Below are 20,185 nucleotides of genomic sequence, written 5' to 3' on the forward strand. Positions count from 1 at the left end.
ATCTCCTTAAACATTTATTTATTTATTATTCTGTGAAAAATAACTCAACTGAACCCATGCCGTCAAAGCTAGCCGAGAAATGGTCACCCGCAGCAATGACTTCAGCACCAGACATGGCACCAGCGAGGACAATATCCCCTGCTTTAATACCCTGGCCAACCTTGCTTAATTTATTCACCATCCAGGCAATCGCCCTTGCCGGATGCCCCATCACAGCTGCACCGGCGCCGGTCGAAATGACTTCTCCGTTCTTTTTAAATACCATGCCCATTAACCGTAAATCTACTTCCGTCGGTTTAAAAAAACGTTCACCTACAATAAATTTAGATGAAGAGGAATTGTCGGCGATCGCATCTGCCAGCGTGAATTTAAAACCGTGGAACCGGCTGTCGATGATTTCAATTGCCGGCGCTACAAATGCCGTTGCCGCTAATATATCCGCCACCGTTGCGCTTGGACCGTTTACATCTTTATTAAAAATAAACGCAATTTCCGGTTCCGCCTTCGCATGGATAAAAGGCGCAATGGAAACAGGTTCCCCCTCAAATATTTGCATGCTTTCAAGCAGCACTCCGTACGAAGGCTCGTGAACCCCAATCATTCTCTGCTTTGCCTTACTGGTCAAGCCAAGCTTGCGACCGGCTCTTTTCGTCTTTTCTGCTTCACACTTCATTTCAACTAGGCGGTCCTGCACTTGGTAAGCAAGGGCTTCATCTAATTCAGGGTAACGATCAAAAAATTTCTCTACAGACTTTTTCTCTTTTTCAGCTGAAAATAACTGTTTAGCTATCTCCTCAATCGCAGCGGTTTTAATCATTCTTTTGCACCTTCCTTCGTAAAGGATGCGGAAACGGAGCCAATATGAGCAAAATCGACGGTAAAGGTATCATTTGCTTCGATTGGAATCGCTGTTGATAAGGCACCCGCGAGAACAATTTCTCCCGCTTTTAAGGAAACATCATATTTTCCTAAAGAGTTCGCCAGCCAGACAATGGCACGAAGCGGGTTGCCAAGTACGGCTGCACCTGCGGCCGAATCTAGAAACTCCCCGTTTTTATACACCACCATGCCAATATGTACTAAATCCACCTCTTCAAGCTTTGTTGGCTTTCCGCCAATGACGGCGCTTGCGGAAGACCCATTGTCAGCAACCGTATCTTCAAATTTGATCTGCCAGTCTTTTATTCTGCTGTCAATGATTTCAATCGCAGGCATCACATATTCCGTTGCATCCAACACATCCAGAATGGTGACCCCCGGACCTTTCAAATCTTTTTTTAATTTAAAGGCAATCTCGCATTCTATTTTTGGCTGTAGATATTGATCAAGCGCAATCGTGTCTCCATCGACATAAATCATATCCTCCAGCAGATGGCCGTAATCCGGCTGGTCAACACCAAATAAGTTTTGGATCGCTTTACTCGTGGCACCAATCTTTTTCCCGACGATTCTTGCTCCCTTTTCCACTTTGCGGCGGATTTGCTCCAATTGAATGTAATAGGCTTCATCCACTGTTATCTCAGGATAAGTTTCCGTTAAAGGGCTGATCGGGATTTTTGTCTTTTCTGCTTCCAGCAGTCTGCTTGCGGCTTCTTGAATCATTACCTTTCCCCCTTTGAAGAACCAAAATATTTACGCTTTCATACCGTTGCTAATTTCATTCTTTCGCATTTTTTTATATTTGTAAAGTGTTAAATTTTCGAAAAATATTGAAAACCATTCGCAAAATATTTTTACACTTTTTTCTCAGCAAGCTTAACCGCAACATCAATAATCCAATCTTCCTGTCCGGCAATGGCCTGGCGTTTACCTAGCTCCTCCATAATTTCAGACGCTCCCACGCCAAATTTTTCGGCGGCCTTTCTTACATGTAAAAGGAAGCTGTTATATACACCGGCATAACCGCTTGATAAGTTATCCCGATCAATCACGATCGGCGAATGTATTAGCGGGGCAATCACCTCTTCTGCTGTATCCATTAGGATAGAAAGATTGATCCCCGTGTCAATGCCCATTTTATTTAACACAGCTACTAATACTTCTGTTGGCGCATTTCCTGCTCCGGCACCTAATCCTCTTAAAGTCCCGTCAATTTGATTTGCTCCTGCTTCAAGTGCAGTGATCGTGTTTCCAATCGCCAAGCCAAGGTTATTATGGCCGTGAAAACCAACTTCAATCGAAAGCGCATCTTTTAAAGCCGAAACTTTTTCCCTGACAGCTGTCTGAACCATTGCGCCTGCGGAATCGACGACATAGACACAATCCGCCCCGTATGCTTCCATCAACTTCGCCTGTTCAACAAGAACATTGGCTGGCTGGGTATGGGACATCATCAAGAAACCGACTGCCTCAATTCCCAATTCCTTCGCCATCCTGAAATATTGCTCCGTAACATCTGCCTCTGTACAATGAACGGCGATACGAATCATATCGATACCGATCTCTACTGCCTCCCTCAATTCCTTGCTTGTTCCAATTCCCGGAACAAATAAAGAGGCGATTTTTGCTTGTTTCGCTGTTTCTACAGCGGCAGAAATTAAATCGAATTCTGCATGAACGGAGAATCCTTGCTGAATACACGATCCTTTTAAGCCTGAGCCGTGGCTGACTTCAATAACTGAAACCCCGGCATCATCTAGATCTTTTACAATCGCCCGTACCATTTCCGGGGTATAGCTGTGGTTAATGGCATGATCTCCATCCCGAAGTGTCGTATCAGTCAATCTGGGTATCTTCCTCATTTAACTTCCTCCTTTGCTCCAAGGAAATGTTGGGCGTAAACCTCGCCAACTCTGTATGCTGAAGCAGTCATAATATCTAAATTCCCGGCATAAGTCGGGAAGAAATCCCCTGCTCCTTCTACTTCATTCATAATGACAACAGTTGGTAAATGACCCCAAGGCGTATCGCGATAATCAATCAAAGGGGCACACTTTAAGCGGTAGCCCGGTACATAGCTTGAAATTTCAGCGACAATCGATTCAACTGACTTCTTTACGGCTTCTTCATCAAACACTTCTTTAATCACTGCATACACGGTATTCCCCATATTCACCGGTGGTTGTGCCGGATTGAAAACAGGTATCGCCCGAGAGATTTTCGCCCCGCCTATAATGTGCAGCGCATTGGCGGTTGTCTGCGTAAATTCATCGACATTATGTCTAGTTCCTGGTCCAATGGAAAGGCTTGCGGCAGTCGTAATGACCTCCGCATAATGAACAGGTACAACGCGATTCACTGCGTAGACAAGCGGTGTCGTTGCCTGCCCGCCACAGGAAATCATATTGACATTCATCGCATCAAGATGCTCACGTAAATTCACCGTTGGGACAACAAATGGTCCCACTGCTGCGGGAGTCAAGTCTATGGCCAATTTCCCCGCTTCTCTTAAAGCAGGGGCACATTGCATATGAGCTTTAGCGCTTGTAGCATCAAAGACGATTTTAATCTCAGGATCAGCTAAAATCGCTGCAACCCCCTCATAGCTGGCATGTATCCCAAGTTCCCGCGCCCGAGCAAGTCCTTCAGACTGCGGATCAATGCCCGTCATTAATGCCAGTTCCATTGCGCCATCATTTTTTAACATCTTATACATTAAATCAGTTCCAATATTTCCCGAGCCAAGGATCGCCGCCTTTACTTTGACCATTGTATTCACCTCTTTATTTATTTTTACGGAATTTTCAATTAATTACAGCTGCAATATTTACTTCTTTTTCCGAACTAACTATAATTCTAGTATAGAAAAAATCTTTACTCTATTGATTGTCCCGTTAGAAGGGACACTTTTGAATTATTTTTTGATTTTTATAAATTTTTAAAAAACGAGGAAATAAAATGGAAAAGGAACAGGATCATCTGCTCTCGTCCGTGAAAAATACACTGAAAATTTTACGTTCCTTTAAAATGGATCAGCCGCAGAAAGGCGTAAGGGAACTGGCAGCAGAGCTTGGAATGGGAAAAAGCAGCGTACACAGAATTCTTGCTACCCTTGCCTCTGAAGGATTTGTGAGAAAAAATGAAGAAAGCAATAAATATGAACTCGGAGCATCTCTCTTGGAACTAAGCTCCATTGTCCTAAACAACATCGACCTGCATAATGAAGCCTACCCATTTATTAAAAAGCTGGCTGAAAAATGCAATGAAACCGCTCATCTTGCGGTGCTGGAAAACCTTGAAGTGATGTATTTATGTAAAGTAGAAGCGGAACAATCCGAAAAAATCTCCTCTTATTCCGGCCTCCACAACCACCCGCATTGTACAAGTTCAGGGAAACTGCTGCTGGCCTACAGTGATACAACCGTGATGGAAGCGATTCTTGAAAGGGGGCTGCGTAAATTCACACCGAACACCATAACCGATCCAGTGCAGTTTCGCAAAGAATTAGCAGGGATTTATGAAAGAAAATATGCGGTCAGCCATGATGAATTAACTGTAGGGATTTCCTCGGTTTCCGCCCCCATCAAGGACTACACAGGCAAGGTCATTGCTGCAATTAATTTTGTCGGTCCAAGCCAGCGTTTTACAAGTCAGCGGGTGCAGTATTTAGCAAATGAACTTCTGCTGACGGGAAAAATTATTTCTGAAAGACTGGGATACTAATCATGTGCTAGGTAAAAAGGGACGGTCTTCTTAATATAAAGAAAACCGTCCCGCATTTTTTATTCCACTGTTCTTAAATAGACAATATAATCGGTCGAAGTGCCCTGATAACCGCATTCGCGAATCATGGAGGCAATATTTCCTCTGTGATAGGATCCGTGATTCACAAGATGGTAGATAATATCTTGAAACCGGTACTGCATAACAGCTCCTGTATTCGTCCGATATTCAATGACATCTATTTTATCAAAATAGTCCTCAACTGCCTTTACCAGAACTTGATGCAGTTCAAGGATACATCGTTGTGCCTCTGCGATATCTGCAAATGCGGCAGTATTTTCATCCACAACGATATCCGGAATACATCTTTTAATCCAGATTCTTTGTCCGCGAAAAATATGATAGAAGGTTTCCGCCAATGTTGGAAAAACACTATTCATTTCCTTGCAAAAAATTTCTTCCTGCAGGCTCTTAATATGATCCAGTAATTTTTTGTTCGCCCAATAATCATATTGTAGGATTTGCATCAATTGCTGTTTCAAAATAAATCTCTCCTGTCCCCTTGTTTGTTTTCTTATTCTATCACATTAACAGTTGCTGTTTAAAACATGACTCCATTCAATTACGCTTTCATTCATATCTATTCCTTGTTTAATGAACTCTGTATAATATGAAGATGTATGTCAAAACTGCATTGTATCCGGTGCAAAAAAGGAGCAGCTTATTATGATAAAATTACTAATTCTATTATTTGAAGAAAACAGGAATGCAGAAAATGCACTTCCGATGCAAAAGTATATGAAGAATAACTTTCCTTTTCTTGGAATTAAAACACCGCGAAGACGAGAATTAATGAGGGAGTTTTATCAACAAAGCGGAATACTCAAACAAGATTTTCAGGAAGAATTCGTTGATAAGCTTTGGGAGCTCGAGGAAAGAGAGTATCAGTACGCTGCTTTAGATTATATGGAAAGGTCACTGAAAAAATTAGACAAGAGTCATCTTCCTTTCTGCGAGAGGCTGATTATGACGAAATCGTGGTGGGATACGGTTGATGCTTTGGCGCCGAAGCCCGTAGGAACAATTGCAGCCAAATTTCCGGAGGTGATTCCAGAAACGATTGACGGCTGGGCAAAAGGAGATCACCTTTGGCTGACAAGAGCGGCCATTCTGTTTCAATTGAAATATAAGGAGAAAACGGATGAAGAACTGCTTTACCGCTATATCCTGCAAAACAATAAGAGCAGTGAATTTTTCATTCAAAAAGCCATCGGCTGGATCCTGCGCGAATATTCGAAGACAAACCATGACTCTGTGAAAAGATTTATCGAAGCCCATGACCTGCCAAAATTAAGTGTCAGAGAAGGAAGCAAATATTTACAATAAGGGACTGAATGCTAAGTCCCTTATTGTATTCTTGAATCTAACTCTTCCTTCAAGACTCGGGCATGATTATATACGGGATCCTTTGCTCCATATAACAAGGTGACAGTCTCCTCCCTTGCCAGCTGGCAAATCTCATCAAGCTTTTGTGATTTTTGTTTATCACTGTGCAATTCTTCAAGATACCGCACACGAAACTCTGGAAAAAGCTCCGGCTTATGGCCGAACCATTTTCTCAGTTCGCTGCTTGGTGCAATTTCCTTTTCCCAACTAGTTAATCTTGCGTCTTCTTTTCGGATTCCTCTTGGCCACAGCCGGTCAATGAGGATCCGCTGTCCATCCAATTCATCATAGGGTTCATAAATTCTCTTCAAAAAAATGTCCGGCACTTTATCACCTTTCTCTATCAACTTGATCTCACCTTTTATTGTATCATTATATTCTGTCCCTCAAACAAAACAGAGAGGCATGGAACTTTCTCCATGCCCCCACCGTTATTTTGTTAAAAGTTCATGAATCACTTGAAAAGAAGCCTCCGTTTGCTGCCTGACTTCTTCCACCGTTACCCCTTCTTGAGTTTCGACCAACACCATGCCATCCGGGGTAAAATCAAATACGGCCAAATCGGTAATGAGGCGATGCACGACCTGTTTCCCAGTCAAAGGAAGAGTGCACTCCTTTTTTACTTTGGACTCACCCTTTTTATTGACATGCTCCATGATGACGACAACGCGTTTCGCCCCATTGACTAAGTCCATCGCACCGCCCATCCCCTTGACCATTTTGCCGGGAATCATCCAATTCGCAAGGTCTCCCCGTTCAGATACCTCCATACCTCCTAATATCGCCAAGTCGATGTGCCCACCGCGAATCATGGCAAAGGATTCAGCACTGTCAAAAAATGATGCGCCTTCTATCGCCGTGACGGTTTCTTTCCCTGCGTTGATTAGATCCGGATCTTCCTTACCTGCTTCCGGGTAGGGTCCGATCCCTAATAGTCCATTTTCCGATTGCAGCAGTACGTTGAAATCTGCCGGAATTTCATTGGCGATCAATGTCGGGATTCCAATTCCTAAATTCACATTCATCCCATCTTGTATCTCCTGAACAGCACGCTTAACAATTCTAGTTCGGGCATTACTCATTTCACATCTCCTCCCCACATCTATTTACATTAGACATGCACAACAGTTCGTTTTTCGATTCTTTTCTCATATCCTTCGCCTAAAAGCAGTCTTTGCACATAGATGCTGGGTGTATGGATTTCATCCGGATCCAGCCCTTCTTTTTCCGTTATTTCTTCTACTTCTGCAATGGTAACCTTAGCGGCCGTTGCTGCTAGAGGATTAAAATTACGGGCTGTTTTACGGTAAACCAGATTGCCAAGAGGGTCGGCTTTCCAGGCTTTAACCAAAGCGAAATCGCCGATGATTCCTTTTTCTAAAATATAGGTTTTTCCTTCAAACACCTTATGCTCTTTGCCTTCCGCAATGGCTGTACCAACGCCTGTAGCCGTATAGAAGCCGGGGATTCCGGCTCCGCCCGCCCGGATCCGCTCTGCAAGTGTTCCCTGTGGCACGAGTTCAACTTCCAGCTCCCCGCTTAAATATTGCTGTTCAAAAATTTTATTTTCGCCAACATACGAAGAAATCATTTTCTTAATTTGCTTGTTTGCGAGTAATATCCCTAGTCCCCAATCATCGACACCGCAGTTATTGCTGACAATCGTTAAATCTTTCGTCCCTTGTTCTGCGAGAGCCATAATCGCCTTTTCGGGAATTCCGCATAAACCAAATCCTCCAACAATAATGACGGCCCCATCATGGATATCTTCAATCGCTTCTATAAATGAATCTATTATTTTTCCCTTATTCACAAAATGAGCCCCTTTCGTTTCAATGTAAGAACAAAACTTATACAGGATATACCGGATGCTTTCTTTCTGAGAATCGCAGTTCCTTTGATGAATAAGCTTCAAAACGCTTGATTAATTCCTGCCTTAGTGAGTTTGCCGGAATAATGCCATCAATGATCATTTCTGAGGCCAGGCGGTAGATATCGATATCTTGGCGGTATTCTTCACGCTTTTGCGCTACAAAGGCGGCCTTTTCCTCTTCCGGAAGCTGAGCAATTTTATTAGAGAAAACGGCATTCACAGCGGCCTCCGGTCCCATAACGGCTATTTGTGCTGTCGGCAGTGCCAGACAGCAATCAGGTTCAAATGCCGGACCAGCCATCGCATACAGACCAGCCCCATAGGCTTTGCGGACAATGACAGAAATTTTCGGGACAGTTGCCTCAGATATAGCTGAGACCATCTTTGCCCCGTGACGAATAATACCTGCCCGCTCCACCTTCGTTCCAATCATAAATCCCGGCACATCGACGAGAAACAGTAATGGAATATTGAAGGCGTCACAAAGATTTACGAACTTCGCCGCCTTATCCGCCGTATCATGGAACAATACACCGCCCTTTACCCGCGGCTGGTTGGCAACGATTCCGACAACCTTCCCGTTCATCCGCGCTAAGCCGGTAATGAGTTCAGCAGCGAACAGCTTTTTTATTTCAAAAAAGCTTTCTTCATCAATAATACGTTGAATAAAATCATGCATATTGAATGGGGCATTCTGATTGACAGGCACAATTTCCTCTAATGTTTTTTCAAAGGCTTTTGCCGCAGCCGGCTGCTGTTCAGAAGGCTTCATTGAAAAATTGGCCGGAAAATAGGAAAGATAATTTCGCGCCAGGGTAATCGCCTCTTCATCATTTTTTGCCAGCACATCCCCGCAGCCGGAAACGGAACAATGCATCCGGGCCCCGCCCATTTCCTCCAAAGTCACTTTTTCCCCGATGACCATTTCCGCCATGCGCGGTGATCCAAGATACATTGAGGCATTCCCGTCCACCATAATAACAATGTCGCAGAAGGCAGGGATATACGCACCGCCTGCTGCCGAAGGACCGAAAAGGAGACAAATCTGCGGCACCTTACCTGAAAGCTTTACCTGGTTATAAAAAATCCGCCCTGCTCCCCTGCGTCCGGGAAACATTTCGATCTGATCCGTAATCCTCGCCCCAGCAGAGTCGACTAAGTACAGCATCGGAACTTTTAGTTTTTCAGCCGTTTCTTGAATACGGAGGATCTTTTCTACTGTCCGCGCTCCCCAAGAACCGGCTTTCACAGTTGAATCATTGGCCATCACACAAACAGTCTGACCGTTAATCTTTCCAATTGCCGTTATCACACCGTCAGCCGGGAGATCCTCATTGTTGCAATTGGCAAACAAAGCATCTTCTAATTCAAAACCAGGGTCAAACAATAACTTCAGCCGATCGCGGACAAATAATTTCCCTTTTTCTGCATTGCTTTCATGATATTTCACATCGCCGCCCTGTTTGATTTTCTCCACACGCTCCTGAAGCGTTTTTTCCAATGAATTCGATTTGACTGACATCGCCGTCTCCCCCTTATTGTCATTTAAGAAGTCCATTTCATTTTTTATACGAAGTGAAGCGTATTCATTGATTTTTTAAAGTTATTAAGTTTTTAATTTGTTCCACTACTGTTGGATCCTCCAGACCAGTAATATCGCCTGATACGGTTCCTTTGATGACAATTTCTTTTAATAAGCGGCGCATGATTTTACCGCTGACCGTTTTTGGCAAGGCCTTTGTAAACAAGATATGCTGCGGTCTGGCGATTTGCCCAATGTTGTTGACGATACTTTGACTGATTTGCCTTTTCAGTTCATCCGTGCCTTCACAACCATCAGCTAATTTGGCAAAAACGATGGGTACCTCGCCTTTAATCGGATCAGGGATACCAAAAACAGCTGTTTCAGCTACACCTTTACACTCGAGAACGGCACTTTCCATTTCCATCGTACTTAAACGATGACCGGCAACATTAAAGGCATCATCCGAGCGTCCGACAACCCAAAAGTATCCATCCTGGTCCTTAAAGGCAAGATCACTTGCATAATAGCAGCCTTCAACTTGGCTGAAATACGCCTGATAGTAGCGTTCCGGTTCTCTCCACAGTGTCCGGCACAGCATTGGGAATGGGTCTCTGATAACCAAATTCCCCAATACACCCGGCGGTACAGAATTTCCGTTTTCATCAACGATATCCATCTTAGCTCCTAAAAATTCCATGCCAACGGACCCCGGCTTCATCGGTGTCAGCCAGGCAGCACCGGCTAAAGGACATCCGGCTGTTTCAGTCTGTCCCCAGGTGTTATTCAAATAGATATTCTTCCTACCTAACTTTTCATACGTCCAATGCCATGTCTCCGGATCAAAAGGTTCTCCTACGAGGGAAATCACATCAAGGCAGCTTAAATCAAAAGCCTCCAGCTTTTTTTCCCCAAGGCTTTTAAGCATCCGCAATGCTGTTGGCGCCGTGAACAGTTTATTGATCCGGTATTTTTCTATAATTTGATAAAAACGGTCCGATTCCGGGTAATCTGGTGCCCCTTCATAAACAACTGTTGTCACTCCATTTGCTAATGAGCCGACTACACCCCAAATATGCATCGTCAGCCAGCCAACATCTGCCGTGCACCAGAAAATATCATCAGGATGGTGATCCATATGATATTTTGCATAAATATGGTTTTGCACGACGAATGCCATCCCCGAATGAACGACACCTTTTGGCTTTCCAGTCGTCCCGCTTGTATAGAAAACAATCCCAGGATCATTTGCTTCCAACCGCTCCGGTTCGCACGTGATCGGAACGGTTTTCCTGATTTCATGCCACCAATAATCTCTACCCGGTGCCATTTTCAGTTTCATGCCAAGACGCTTGACGATAATGACCCCTTTTACATATGACATCTCACCGACAACAGCATCTATTTTTTCCTTTAATGGAATCACTTTTCCGCGGCGAAGGCTGGCATCGGCTGTGACAATCACTTTTGGTTCAAAATTAACGAGCCGGTCCTTTAGTGACTTTTCCGAAAAACCAGAGAAAATGGTATTATAAACAGCTCCAATGCGGAAGCAGGCCAGGATTGCGATAAAAGCTTCAGCCAAATTTGGCAGGAAGATGGCTACAGCATCCCCTTTTCCGACACCGAATGACTTTAGAACATTGGCAAAACGGTTGACTTCAGCTAAGAGCATGGAATAGGTGTACATTTGCGAATCCCCGTTTTCTCCTTCCCAGATCAGAGCCGTTCGGTTTGCAGCACCATTCTCAATATGCCTGTCGAGGAGGTTGTAGCAGGGGTTGCTGATCCCTCCCTTAAAAAAACTAAAACCAGGCAGCTGCCCTGTCATCGTTTCCTGCCAAGGCTCGTACCACATTAATTCCTTTGCCGCTTTATCCCAAAAGCCGGCTGGATCTTCCTTTGATTGCAAAAGAAGTTCCTCAAAGACAGCACTGCTTCCTAATGAAGTTGCCCGCTGCTTTTCCCCACTTGGATAGTACTTCTTACTATTTATGACAGCTTGTCCCATTCCGGTTCCATCCATTTGATACAGCCTCCAATTCAAACCCGTTTTTGTTATGAATCTATCAATCTAATTATTCGCCTTTATAATGAGGTGCCCGCTTCTCCTTAAATGCCTGCAGTCCCTCCAAACGATCCTTCGTCGGAATCGTGATCTCATAAGCGTTTTGCTCGATCGAAAGCCCGGTTTGCAGGTCTACTTCACAGCCTTTATCTATAGCAAATTTTGCCTGAGTCAATGCAATTGGAGCGTTGCGGATAATTTGCCCGGCTAATTCAAATGCTTTTTCCAGCAAGGATTCACAGGTTACCACATACTCCGCTAAGCCGATTTCCTGTGCTTCCAAGGCATCGATTCTTCTCGCCGTAAAAATCAATTCCTTTGCTCGCCCTTTTCCGACCAGCCGTGGCAGCCGCTGCGTGCCTCCCGCACCCGGAATAATACCCAATGATGTTTCTGTAAGACCAAATTTTGCTGTTTCTGCTGCGACACGAATATCACAGGCTAAAGCTAATTCCGTACCACCGCCAAAAGCAGACCCATTTACGGCGGCAATCACCGGCTGCGGCAAGCCTTCCACTTGATTGATACACTCGCGAATCAATGAAACCGTCCTCTTTACCGTTTGCGCATCCATACCCGCTCGTTCTTTTAAGTCTGCCCCGGCACAAAAGACTTTTCCCCCGGCTCCTGTGATGATGACACAGCGAATAGAGGGGTCAAATTTACACGTATCGAGTTTTGCCATTAATTCTTCCAACATTTCTGTTGACAAAGCATTCGCTGCATGGGGGCGATTTAACGTAATGAGAGCAATACCATTGTCCATCACTTTGAAATGTACTGTTTTTTCCATTCTATTCCCCTCCCTCATTGACTGTAGGAGCAGGTCTGCCGGTAAATACCTGGAGGCTGCGGCTCGGCAATGCTCTTCCTATTCTTTCTTGAATAAATTGTGCTGCCTCCAGCTGCTTTTCTTCATTTATTCCGGTTTGAATACCCATTTGATGCAGCATATATAATAAGTCTTCCGTGGCAACATTTCCTGACGCACCCGGCGCATATGGACATCCTCCCAATCCTCCGGCAGAGGAATCAAATGTGGTTATTCCCATTTCAAGAGACATGAGTACATTGGCTAATGCCGTACCCCTTGTATCATGAAAATGCATAGCGAACTTATCGATAGGATATCGTTTTAATAGATTCTCAAGGATAATTTGCACTTGTTTGGGGCTGGCAGCACCGATCGTATCTCCCAGTGATATTTCTCTGATCCCCATTTCTAACAGTTTGTCGGCAACTTGAATCACATTATTAACGGAGACCTTGCCCTCATAAGGACAACCAAACACGGTGGAGATATATCCACGAACATTTTTACCAGCCATTTGCGCCTCCTGTACAACTTCCTTTAGAACAGGGAAGGTATCGCCAATGGACTTATTGATATTTTTTTGATTATGCGTTTCACTGGAGGACATAAAGACTGATACTTCTTCGATATCCGCTTCTATTGCTTTATCCAACCCACGTAGGTTGGGGACAAGTGCCGCATAGGTAACACCCGGAACGCGTTCAATCCTTTTTGCCACCTCGAGTGAATCCGACAGTGCCGGGATCCACTTCGGATTCACAAAAGAAGTGATTTCAATGTAGTTCAAACCTGTTCGGGACATGAGATTGATCAAGTGTATCTTATCTTCAGTAGACAGAAATGCCTTCTCATTTTGCAGACCATCCCTTGGTCCAACCTCTTTAATCTGAACATTTGCCGGCCATTTCATCTCTTCACCACCCCATTGGCTTACTCGAATTCGATTAAAATATCTTCTTCATTGACGAAATCACCTTCACTCACTTTTACTTCCTTCACAACGCCGCCAAAGTCTGCGGCAATGGGAATTTCCATTTTCATTGATTCTAATATTGCAATATCCTGGCCATCCTCCACCAGATCCCCTACATTCACCAAAATTTTCCACACATTTCCCGCCATCACCGCTTTTACATTATTCATTGATCTTCCTCCTTATTTCATTGCTTTTTTGTTTTGTTCCTGGAGATACTTTTCTATAAAGTTTGTTGTCGTGTCGCCAAAACGGAAAGCCTCATGTTCTATTACTTTTAAGAGCATGGGAATATTTGTTTTAATCCCTTCTACTTCATAGCGGGATAATGCATCCTTTAACAGCTGAATGGTATCTTCACGTGTATCCCCTTTTACGATTAGTTTTGCCATCATTGGATCATAGAAAGGAGTAACGACGGTCCCATTTGTTACGCCTGTTTCATGACGGATTCCCGGCCCTGTTGGCAAAGCGAATTTCGTAATTTTTCCAGGCGAAGGGTAGAATGTTTTCGGATCTTCCGCATAAATCCGTACCTCAATCGCATGGCCCTTCCGTTGTATCTCAGATTGGTTAAACGGCAGCGCTTGACCTGCTGCTATCCTTAGCTGCTCTGCGACTAAATCCAGGCCTGTGATTTCTTCCGTCACCGGATGTTCAACCTGCAAGCGGGTGTTCACCTCTAAAAAGTAGAAGTTTTTCTCTTGATCGACGAGAAACTCAATTGTTCCCGCATTTTCGTAACCAATGGATTCTGCTGCTTTTACTGCTGCTTCTCCCATCTTTCTCCGCGTATCTTCATCTAAAAATGGCGAAGGTGCTTCTTCCACCACCTTTTGATGACGGCGCTGGATGGAGCATTCACGTTCCCATAAGTACACGGTATGGCCATAGGAATCCGCGAGAATTTGAATTTCAATATGCCTTGGGTTTTCGACAAACCTTTCCAGAAACATTTCACCGTTTCCGAAAAAACTTGCCGCCCGTTTTTGATTCCCCTCGAAAGCCTTGCGCATTTCTTCCTCATTGTGCACAATCTGCATTCCGATCCCGCCGCCGCCTGCAGATGCTTTCAGCATGATTGGATAACCAATTTTCTCGGCAACCGCTGCCGCCTCTTCGGCATCAGCTAAGGGGTGCGTAATTCCTGGAACCACCGGCACTCCAGCCTGTTCCATTACTTTTCTGGCCTCAATTTTGCTGCCCATTTTGGCAATGACATCAGGCGATGGACCGATGAATGTAATTCCTTCTTGTTTACAGAGTCGGGCAAACCCTGCATTTTCTGAAAGCAGCCCATAGCCTGGATGAATTGCCTCAGCGCCCGTTAGACGAGTGATTTCAATAATCCTTTCCATATTGAGATAGCTCTCGGAGACCTTTGCTTCGCCAACGTAATAGGACTCGTCGGCTTCTTTTACATGAAGTGCCTCTTTATCGGCTTCTGAATAAATGGCAACGGTTTGGATTCCCAATGCTTTGCATGTGCGAATCACCCGGCATGCTATCTCTCCGCGATTCGCAATTAGTATCTTTTTAAACAAATGATCCCCTCCTTTTATCACTTTCAAATTATTCAGATTATTTGAGACAATACTTCCTTATTTACACCCAATTTCACGCGCAATGACCATTCTTTGCACCTCGGAGGTTCCTTCACCGATTTCCAACAGCTTCGCATCACGGAAAAATCTTTCCACCTGATATTCCTTCATATAGCCGTATCCGCCATGAATCTGTACAGCTTGGTCACAGACCTTCATACAAATTTCAGAAGCAAACAGTTTTGCCATCGCTGCTTCTTTTTTAAAGCGCTGCCCCTTATCCTTTAACCAGGCCGCTTTATAGACCATATTTCGTGCTAATTCAATGTACATCGCCATATCGGCTAGTTTAAATTGAATGGCTTGAAACTTCGATAAGCTTTGCCCAAATTGTTTCCTTTCTCCCGCGTATTGCAATGCTTTTTCATAAGCACCTTGTGCCATCCCGACAGCCATCGCCCCAATCCCAATTCTTCCTCCATCAAGAGTAGCGAGAAATTGTTTAAAGCCTTTTCCTTCCTCACCTAAAAGGTTTTCCTTGGGTACGCTTACATTTTCCAGAATTAATTCCGTTGTATTTGAAGCATGAAGGCCCATTTTTTCATAATTGCTCATAACAGAAAAACCCGGATCATCTGTAGAAGTAATAAAGGCGCTGATTCCGTTTGTTCCCTTGGAACGGTCTGTTACGGCTGTAATCACGACATTTTTTGCGAAACTGGCATTTGTAATGAAACATTTCGTACCGTTTACAGTCCACTGATCACCATTTAAAACTGCTGTGGTCTGCGTTCCGCCGGCGTCCGATCCCGCATTTGGCTCCGTTAAACCAAAGGCTCCCAAATATTCCCCAGTACATAATGGTGTTAAATATTTCTCCTTTTGCAGCTCTGTACCAAACAGGTGGATCGGTGCTCCTCCTAATGAGATATGGGCAGAATATGTAATCCCAGTGGAGGCACATACCCGGCTTAATTCTTCTACTGTAATGGCAAAGCTGACCGTATCGGACCCTCCCCCGCCGTATTCCTCAGGAAATGGCAGACCCATAATTCCCAACTCAGCCAACTTTTCAAAAATTTCCTGTGGAAACGTTCCTGTTCGATCTCTTTCATCGGCACCGGGCGCTACTTCTCCCTCTGCAAACTCACGCATCATTTTACGGATCATGGACTGTTCTTCACTTAATTCATAGTTCATTTCCATTCATTCCTTTCTCTTCAGAAATCATTCAAGAATTATAAGAGATTGCAAAAATCCAATCTAATTTATTATAGAATTCTGAATCTTTAGATAAATCTTACCAATAATATTGAAAAATACTATGTGGATATTCATGAAAATATGTCCTTTAAGTTTGTAGTTTTTACACAAATAGAAGGATTGAAAATTCGTCTGAATTTTCATACAATTTATTTATGAGTATATTTTATAAGGAATGATTTCGTTTCTATATGTATATGATGGATTAGACCTTTGTTGAATCAACTGACCTTTTGTTTCTTTAGACAAATTTTTGTGAAATGATGTTCTACTAATCATTGGCGAGGAGAATACATATGGAAGATACTTTAACGCGGCGCCAGCTTCAATCATTAATCCACATATCAAACCTATTAAATACGTCATTTGATATCAATACGATTTTTGAATTAATGCTAAGTGAAACGATTTCCGTTGTGGATGCAGCTGAAGGTGGCTCCTTGTGGTTATACGATAAAAATAAGGATATTCTGATTGCCCAATCCGCCCAAGGTGTTTTTTATCCAAAAATCTTTCAGCAAATTCGCTTAAAACCCGGTGAATCTATGACCGGTATGACATTTCAAGCAGGAAAGTCTGTCTTTTTTCCCAGCGAAAAAGAAATCAAGGATGCTTTAGCCACCCTGTCTTCGAAAAATGGCAGCCTGCTCACACAATCGATTCCGGAGAATTTTTCCTTTTCATCTGTTATTTCTTCCCCCATAGTTCTAAATGGTCAGAGTATCGGCGTCTTTACGTTGGATTCTTTCCAGCAATCATTAAATTTTAAAGCAGAAGATATGAATCTATTAGAGGCTATCTGCCATCAGGCTGCTGTTGCTTTAGAAAGATCCAACCTTTATAAAGAAAAGGAAGATACTGTACAAAAGCTTTCAAATTCGATTGAGGTTCATAGGAATTTGGCCTATCTTGTTCTGCAAGGGGAAGGTCTGCATTCTATTCTGCAAAATATCCACCAATGGATTGGACAAAATACCTTTCTATTTGATGATTTAGGAGAACTAGTGGCAGCATCATATCTTGCCGAACCCTCCTCGGCCCTTTTAAAACTGGTAAGAAAAAAAGCTGGTTTATTTGTGAAATCGAACAAAAATAATTTGGAAGTAACAGAAATGAGAATCGAAGGTACTCATTATCATTTAGTCTGCTTCCCGCTTGGTTCGAGACCAAATTTCCTTGGACTTTTGCTGATTCTTTCGGCTAAAAAAATGAACGGGATGGATATAGCCGCTTTAGAACATGCCTGCACGGTCCTTTCATTAGAACTTTTTAAAGAACAGGCGGTATTTGACACCCAGCAGCGGCTGAACGGAGAATTTGTTAAGAAGCTTTATTCCGGGCATATAGATGAGGCTTTGATTCAAAAAGCAAAAAGTCTTAACTTCGATCCTTCGCTAAACTATGTTGCTATGATTATTGAGTTTCAGCCAACATCCAATCCAATGCTTTCAAGGGATGGTTTTATGCGAAAAATGATTCAGCTTATCCATCAAAGCCTAACCGACAGTCTGACACAAAATATGACAGTTGAACATCAAAATCAAATCGTTGTTCTTCTCTCTAATCCAAACCAAAGCGAAAGTGCATGGCTAATTTCCCATATTAAGGGCAAAGTGAAGCTGATTCAGCAGGAAATACAACAGCGAAATTGGAATGTGAAGGCTGCTTTTGGAATTGGCAGGATGAAGCAGGGATTATTGAATGTCCAGTATTCATTGCAAGAGGCTGAAAAGTGTCTGAAATATATCCAGCGGTTTCGTTGTGAAAATCGGATAATTAGCTACTCCGATCTAGGTATACAAAGATTCATTCTGCAACATTCCGAAGAAGAAGTACATGAATTTATCCATGAGGTTCTCGGACCCCTGATTGAGTACGATGAATCTAGAAATGGGGAATTATTGAAAACGCTTTACATTTATTTGGAGAAAAACAAAAATACGAAAAGGACCGCAGAAACTCTGCATGTCCACATCAATACACTTAATTACCGATTAAAAAGAATTGAAGAAATCCTATCGCTTGATTTAACAGCGGGCACGCAGCTGCTTAATCTTCATCTAGCAGTAAGTTTATGCGGACATACTGAACAGCTGTCCGCCATTGAAAAATCTTAAGTTTAACACTATGTGAAGGACAATATGGCAAACTCCCCTGTTTAACCATGTTCTCCTTCTATCAGACATCAAATTCACAGGTTAACATAATAATATTATCATAAATATATATACTCTTAAAATCCTTTACCCTCAACTATGTTGGGCTCTTCTGCTGAATGAAGTTCAAATTTGAAACCATTCTTTCATCTCGCTTTAAAACCGGATGATTCCTAAATGTTCTAACAAAATATGAATCCCGATTAGGATTAAAATAACGCCGCCGGCGAATTCAGCGCTGGCTTTAAATTTTGTGCCGAATGTATTCCCTATTTTTACTCCGATGATAGACATGAAAAATGTTACAAGACCAATAAACAAAATAGCCGGAACAATATATACCTTGAGAAAGGCAAAACTAACACCTACCGCGAGGGCATCAATACTGGTGGAAAAAGCAAGGACAAACATGATTTTAAAACTCAGCGGGGAAAAAATATGGGCATGGTTCTCTTCATTGTTAGCGCATTCTTTTCGTGATTCCCTAATAAAATTAATGCCAATAATCACCAGCAAGGCAAAGGCAATCCAATGATCAATGTCTTCTATGAGATCTTGGAACTGGACACCAAGCAGATAGCCAAGCAAAGGCATAACAGCCTGAAAACTTCCAAAATACAGCCCGACAATAACGGCCGTTTTAATATTAAACTTCTTTAACGATAAGCCCCTGCAGATAGAAGCAGCAAATGCATCCATCGATACCCCTATGGCAATCAAAAATAATTCAATAAGACCCAATCCCTACACTCCTTTGTTCGGAGGCTTTCGAATACATGTAAACGACACCATTCCGCCTTAATCGACATTTTTAGTATATAAATGGTATCATATACAATTAATTTAGGTCTACGGAAACCTTTTTGGATAGATTTTAAAATCTTTATTATACGAAAATAAGTTGGACCAGTGAAACCTATATGGTAATAGTGGAAAATTAGAGGGAACGGGATTTAAACTTCATGTAGATGATGCGAGAAAGTTGAACATCGTAGACAGAGAAGGTTTTAGCGTAAAAATATTTCCCCAAAAATATCTTGCGCTAAAACCTGAGGAACGCATCATTCATTCCAAACCATTTGCCGCCGGGATTGTTTTTCTTTATAAAGCTGGAAAGTCCATATCGAAAGCGCCAGCCAACAGCCGCTTCCCAAATAGCCGCCAATGATATCACTTGGGTAATGGACACCTAAATAGACACGGCTTAAGCCAATCATGAAAATCATAATTGAACTGCTCCAAATTAAGATGATTCTTCCCTGTTTTACTGTTATATGACGCCATAGCAGGAAAGTTAAGATGCCGTAAAAGGTGAAGGCATTCATAGCATGTCCACTTGGAAAACTATATCCGCCAATATCTATGATTCGATGGAGCTCAGGGCGCGCCCGGTGAAATATCTGTTTTAACAATCCATTCAGTATAGAAGAGCCAATTATGACAATCGTGAATACAAATAATTCAGAACGGTGATGCAATACTTTAAAAAGAAAAAACAAAATAATGAGAGATAATACAATCGTGACGTTGGATGAACCAATTGTCGTAAAGAACTTCATGATATAGGTTAATATTGGGTTTTCCCAGCCCTGGACGATAGAAATAATCCTTCGATCGAAAATTAGCACTTCATGGACACTAATGGTGTAGGCCATAAAACTAAAGCCGGCTAAGGAGAGAATACTTAATAAAATATAAGTTGGCGATTGTATTTTCAACGTTTAATTTGACATCCTTTCTTAGTGATCGTCTTGGCTGATAGTTAAACCAGAATATGTATGGCTATTATTTGTTTATTCTATACTTTTGTATGTTACTTCCTTTCTAACTTTTCATGCAACCTAATTGCTTATCGTTTAGAAAATTTTATGTATTATCTTCATGAAAAAGAGCCTGATCCATTTTATGATTAGGATCAGACTCT

Annotated in this window: 20 protein-coding genes; 3 read left to right on the forward strand and 17 right to left on the reverse strand. The window is 42.7% G+C overall.

The window, feature by feature from the left end; translation table 11 throughout:
- Positions 1 to 25: 25 nt before the first annotated feature.
- The 4 genes from HNR53_RS04285 to HNR53_RS04300 all read right to left on the reverse strand — a co-directional run bounded on the left by HNR53_RS04285 (position 26) and on the right by HNR53_RS04300 (position 3,649).
- The gene (locus HNR53_RS04285; protein ID WP_184523187.1) at positions 26 to 817 is read right to left on the reverse strand and encodes a 2-keto-4-pentenoate hydratase; all 792 of its coding nucleotides are present in this window, start codon (positions 815 to 817) and stop codon (positions 26 to 28) included.
- The gene (locus tag HNR53_RS04290) at positions 814 to 1,602 is read right to left on the reverse strand and encodes a 2-keto-4-pentenoate hydratase (protein WP_184523189.1); all 789 of its coding nucleotides are present in this window, start codon (positions 1,600 to 1,602) and stop codon (positions 814 to 816) included. Before HNR53_RS04290 ends, HNR53_RS04285 begins: the two co-directional genes overlap by 4 nt.
- Positions 1,603 to 1,733: 131 nt before the next feature.
- A complete protein-coding gene (dmpG, locus tag HNR53_RS04295; protein ID WP_184523191.1) occupies positions 1,734 to 2,741 on the reverse strand; it encodes a 4-hydroxy-2-oxovalerate aldolase in 1,008 nt (335 codons plus the stop codon).
- On the reverse strand, positions 2,738 to 3,649 hold the full coding sequence (locus tag HNR53_RS04300) for an acetaldehyde dehydrogenase (acetylating) (RefSeq protein WP_184523193.1): 912 nt from the start codon (positions 3,647 to 3,649) through the stop codon (positions 2,738 to 2,740). Before HNR53_RS04300 ends, dmpG begins: the two co-directional genes overlap by 4 nt.
- Positions 3,650 to 3,837: 188 nt before the next feature.
- Here HNR53_RS04300 and HNR53_RS04305 point away from each other — a divergent pair, with 188 nt between their 5' ends.
- Positions 3,838 to 4,602, forward strand: coding sequence for an IclR family transcriptional regulator (locus tag HNR53_RS04305; RefSeq protein WP_184523195.1), 765 nt, complete (start codon positions 3,838 to 3,840; stop codon positions 4,600 to 4,602).
- A gap of 59 nt (positions 4,603 to 4,661) precedes the next feature.
- On the opposite strand, the gene HNR53_RS04310 is transcribed toward HNR53_RS04305, so the two are convergent.
- The gene (locus tag HNR53_RS04310; protein WP_184523197.1) at positions 4,662 to 5,144 is read right to left on the reverse strand and encodes a DinB family protein; all 483 of its coding nucleotides are present in this window, start codon (positions 5,142 to 5,144) and stop codon (positions 4,662 to 4,664) included.
- A gap of 184 nt (positions 5,145 to 5,328) precedes the next feature.
- Between HNR53_RS04310 and HNR53_RS04315 the strand changes: the two genes are divergently transcribed.
- Positions 5,329 to 5,988: a DNA alkylation repair protein gene (locus HNR53_RS04315; RefSeq protein WP_184523199.1), complete on the forward strand. Its 660-nt coding sequence runs from the start codon at positions 5,329 to 5,331 to the stop codon at positions 5,986 to 5,988.
- A 20-nt stretch (positions 5,989 to 6,008) separates the two neighbouring features.
- Here HNR53_RS04315 and HNR53_RS04320 read toward each other — a convergent pair whose 3' ends face one another.
- From HNR53_RS04320 to HNR53_RS04365, 10 genes are all read right to left on the reverse strand, one after another.
- Positions 6,009 to 6,395: a DUF488 domain-containing protein gene (locus HNR53_RS04320; RefSeq protein ID WP_221452215.1), complete on the reverse strand. Its 387-nt coding sequence runs from the start codon at positions 6,393 to 6,395 to the stop codon at positions 6,009 to 6,011.
- Between the two features lie 84 nt (positions 6,396 to 6,479).
- Positions 6,480 to 7,130 (reverse strand): CoA transferase subunit B, encoded by a 651-nt coding sequence (locus HNR53_RS04325; RefSeq protein ID WP_184523201.1) that lies wholly within the window; start codon positions 7,128 to 7,130, stop codon positions 6,480 to 6,482.
- Positions 7,131 to 7,159: 29 nt separating this feature from the next.
- On the reverse strand, positions 7,160 to 7,861 hold the full coding sequence (locus tag HNR53_RS04330; RefSeq protein ID WP_184523204.1) for a 3-oxoacid CoA-transferase subunit A: 702 nt from the start codon (positions 7,859 to 7,861) through the stop codon (positions 7,160 to 7,162).
- A 37-nt stretch (positions 7,862 to 7,898) separates the two neighbouring features.
- Positions 7,899 to 9,443: an acyl-CoA carboxylase subunit beta gene (locus HNR53_RS04335; RefSeq protein WP_184523206.1), complete on the reverse strand. Its 1,545-nt coding sequence runs from the start codon at positions 9,441 to 9,443 to the stop codon at positions 7,899 to 7,901.
- Positions 9,444 to 9,507: 64 nt separating this feature from the next.
- The gene (locus HNR53_RS04340; RefSeq protein WP_184523208.1) at positions 9,508 to 11,469 is read right to left on the reverse strand and encodes an acetate--CoA ligase; all 1,962 of its coding nucleotides are present in this window, start codon (positions 11,467 to 11,469) and stop codon (positions 9,508 to 9,510) included.
- 52 nt (positions 11,470 to 11,521) lie between these two features.
- Complete coding sequence (locus tag HNR53_RS04345) at positions 11,522 to 12,304, reverse strand: enoyl-CoA hydratase (RefSeq protein ID WP_184523210.1); 783 nt, start codon at positions 12,302 to 12,304, stop codon at positions 11,522 to 11,524.
- 1 nt (position 12,305) lies between these two features.
- A complete protein-coding gene (locus tag HNR53_RS04350; RefSeq protein WP_184523212.1) occupies positions 12,306 to 13,235 on the reverse strand; it encodes a hydroxymethylglutaryl-CoA lyase in 930 nt (309 codons plus the stop codon).
- A 20-nt stretch (positions 13,236 to 13,255) separates the two neighbouring features.
- Positions 13,256 to 13,468, reverse strand: a complete 213-nt coding sequence (locus tag HNR53_RS23135) for an acetyl-CoA carboxylase biotin carboxyl carrier protein subunit (RefSeq protein WP_184523213.1) — start codon at positions 13,466 to 13,468, stop codon at positions 13,256 to 13,258.
- A gap of 12 nt (positions 13,469 to 13,480) precedes the next feature.
- The gene (accC, locus tag HNR53_RS04360; protein WP_184523215.1) at positions 13,481 to 14,842 is read right to left on the reverse strand and encodes an acetyl-CoA carboxylase biotin carboxylase subunit; all 1,362 of its coding nucleotides are present in this window, start codon (positions 14,840 to 14,842) and stop codon (positions 13,481 to 13,483) included.
- 57 nt (positions 14,843 to 14,899) lie between these two features.
- A complete protein-coding gene (locus HNR53_RS04365) occupies positions 14,900 to 16,042 on the reverse strand; it encodes an acyl-CoA dehydrogenase (RefSeq protein ID WP_184523705.1) in 1,143 nt (380 codons plus the stop codon).
- Positions 16,043 to 16,401: 359 nt separating this feature from the next.
- Between HNR53_RS04365 and HNR53_RS04370 the strand changes: the two genes are divergently transcribed.
- Positions 16,402 to 18,222 carry a helix-turn-helix domain-containing protein gene (locus tag HNR53_RS04370; RefSeq protein ID WP_184523217.1) on the forward strand — a complete coding sequence of 607 codons (1,821 nt, stop codon included), beginning with the start codon at positions 16,402 to 16,404 and terminating at the stop codon, positions 18,220 to 18,222.
- 195 nt (positions 18,223 to 18,417) lie between these two features.
- Here the strand turns inward: HNR53_RS04370 and HNR53_RS04375 are convergent, their stop codons facing one another.
- Both HNR53_RS04375 and HNR53_RS04380 read right to left on the reverse strand, forming a co-directional pair.
- A complete protein-coding gene (locus HNR53_RS04375) occupies positions 18,418 to 19,002 on the reverse strand; it encodes a manganese efflux pump MntP (RefSeq protein WP_184523219.1) in 585 nt (194 codons plus the stop codon).
- 320 nt (positions 19,003 to 19,322) lie between these two features.
- Positions 19,323 to 19,979: a phosphatase PAP2 family protein gene (locus tag HNR53_RS04380; RefSeq protein WP_246439281.1), complete on the reverse strand. Its 657-nt coding sequence runs from the start codon at positions 19,977 to 19,979 to the stop codon at positions 19,323 to 19,325.
- Positions 19,980 to 20,185 lie beyond the last annotated feature (206 nt).

The organism is Bacillus benzoevorans (assembly GCF_014207535.1).
GTDB lineage: Bacteria > Bacillota > Bacilli > Bacillales > Cytobacillaceae > Bacillus_BD > Bacillus_BD benzoevorans.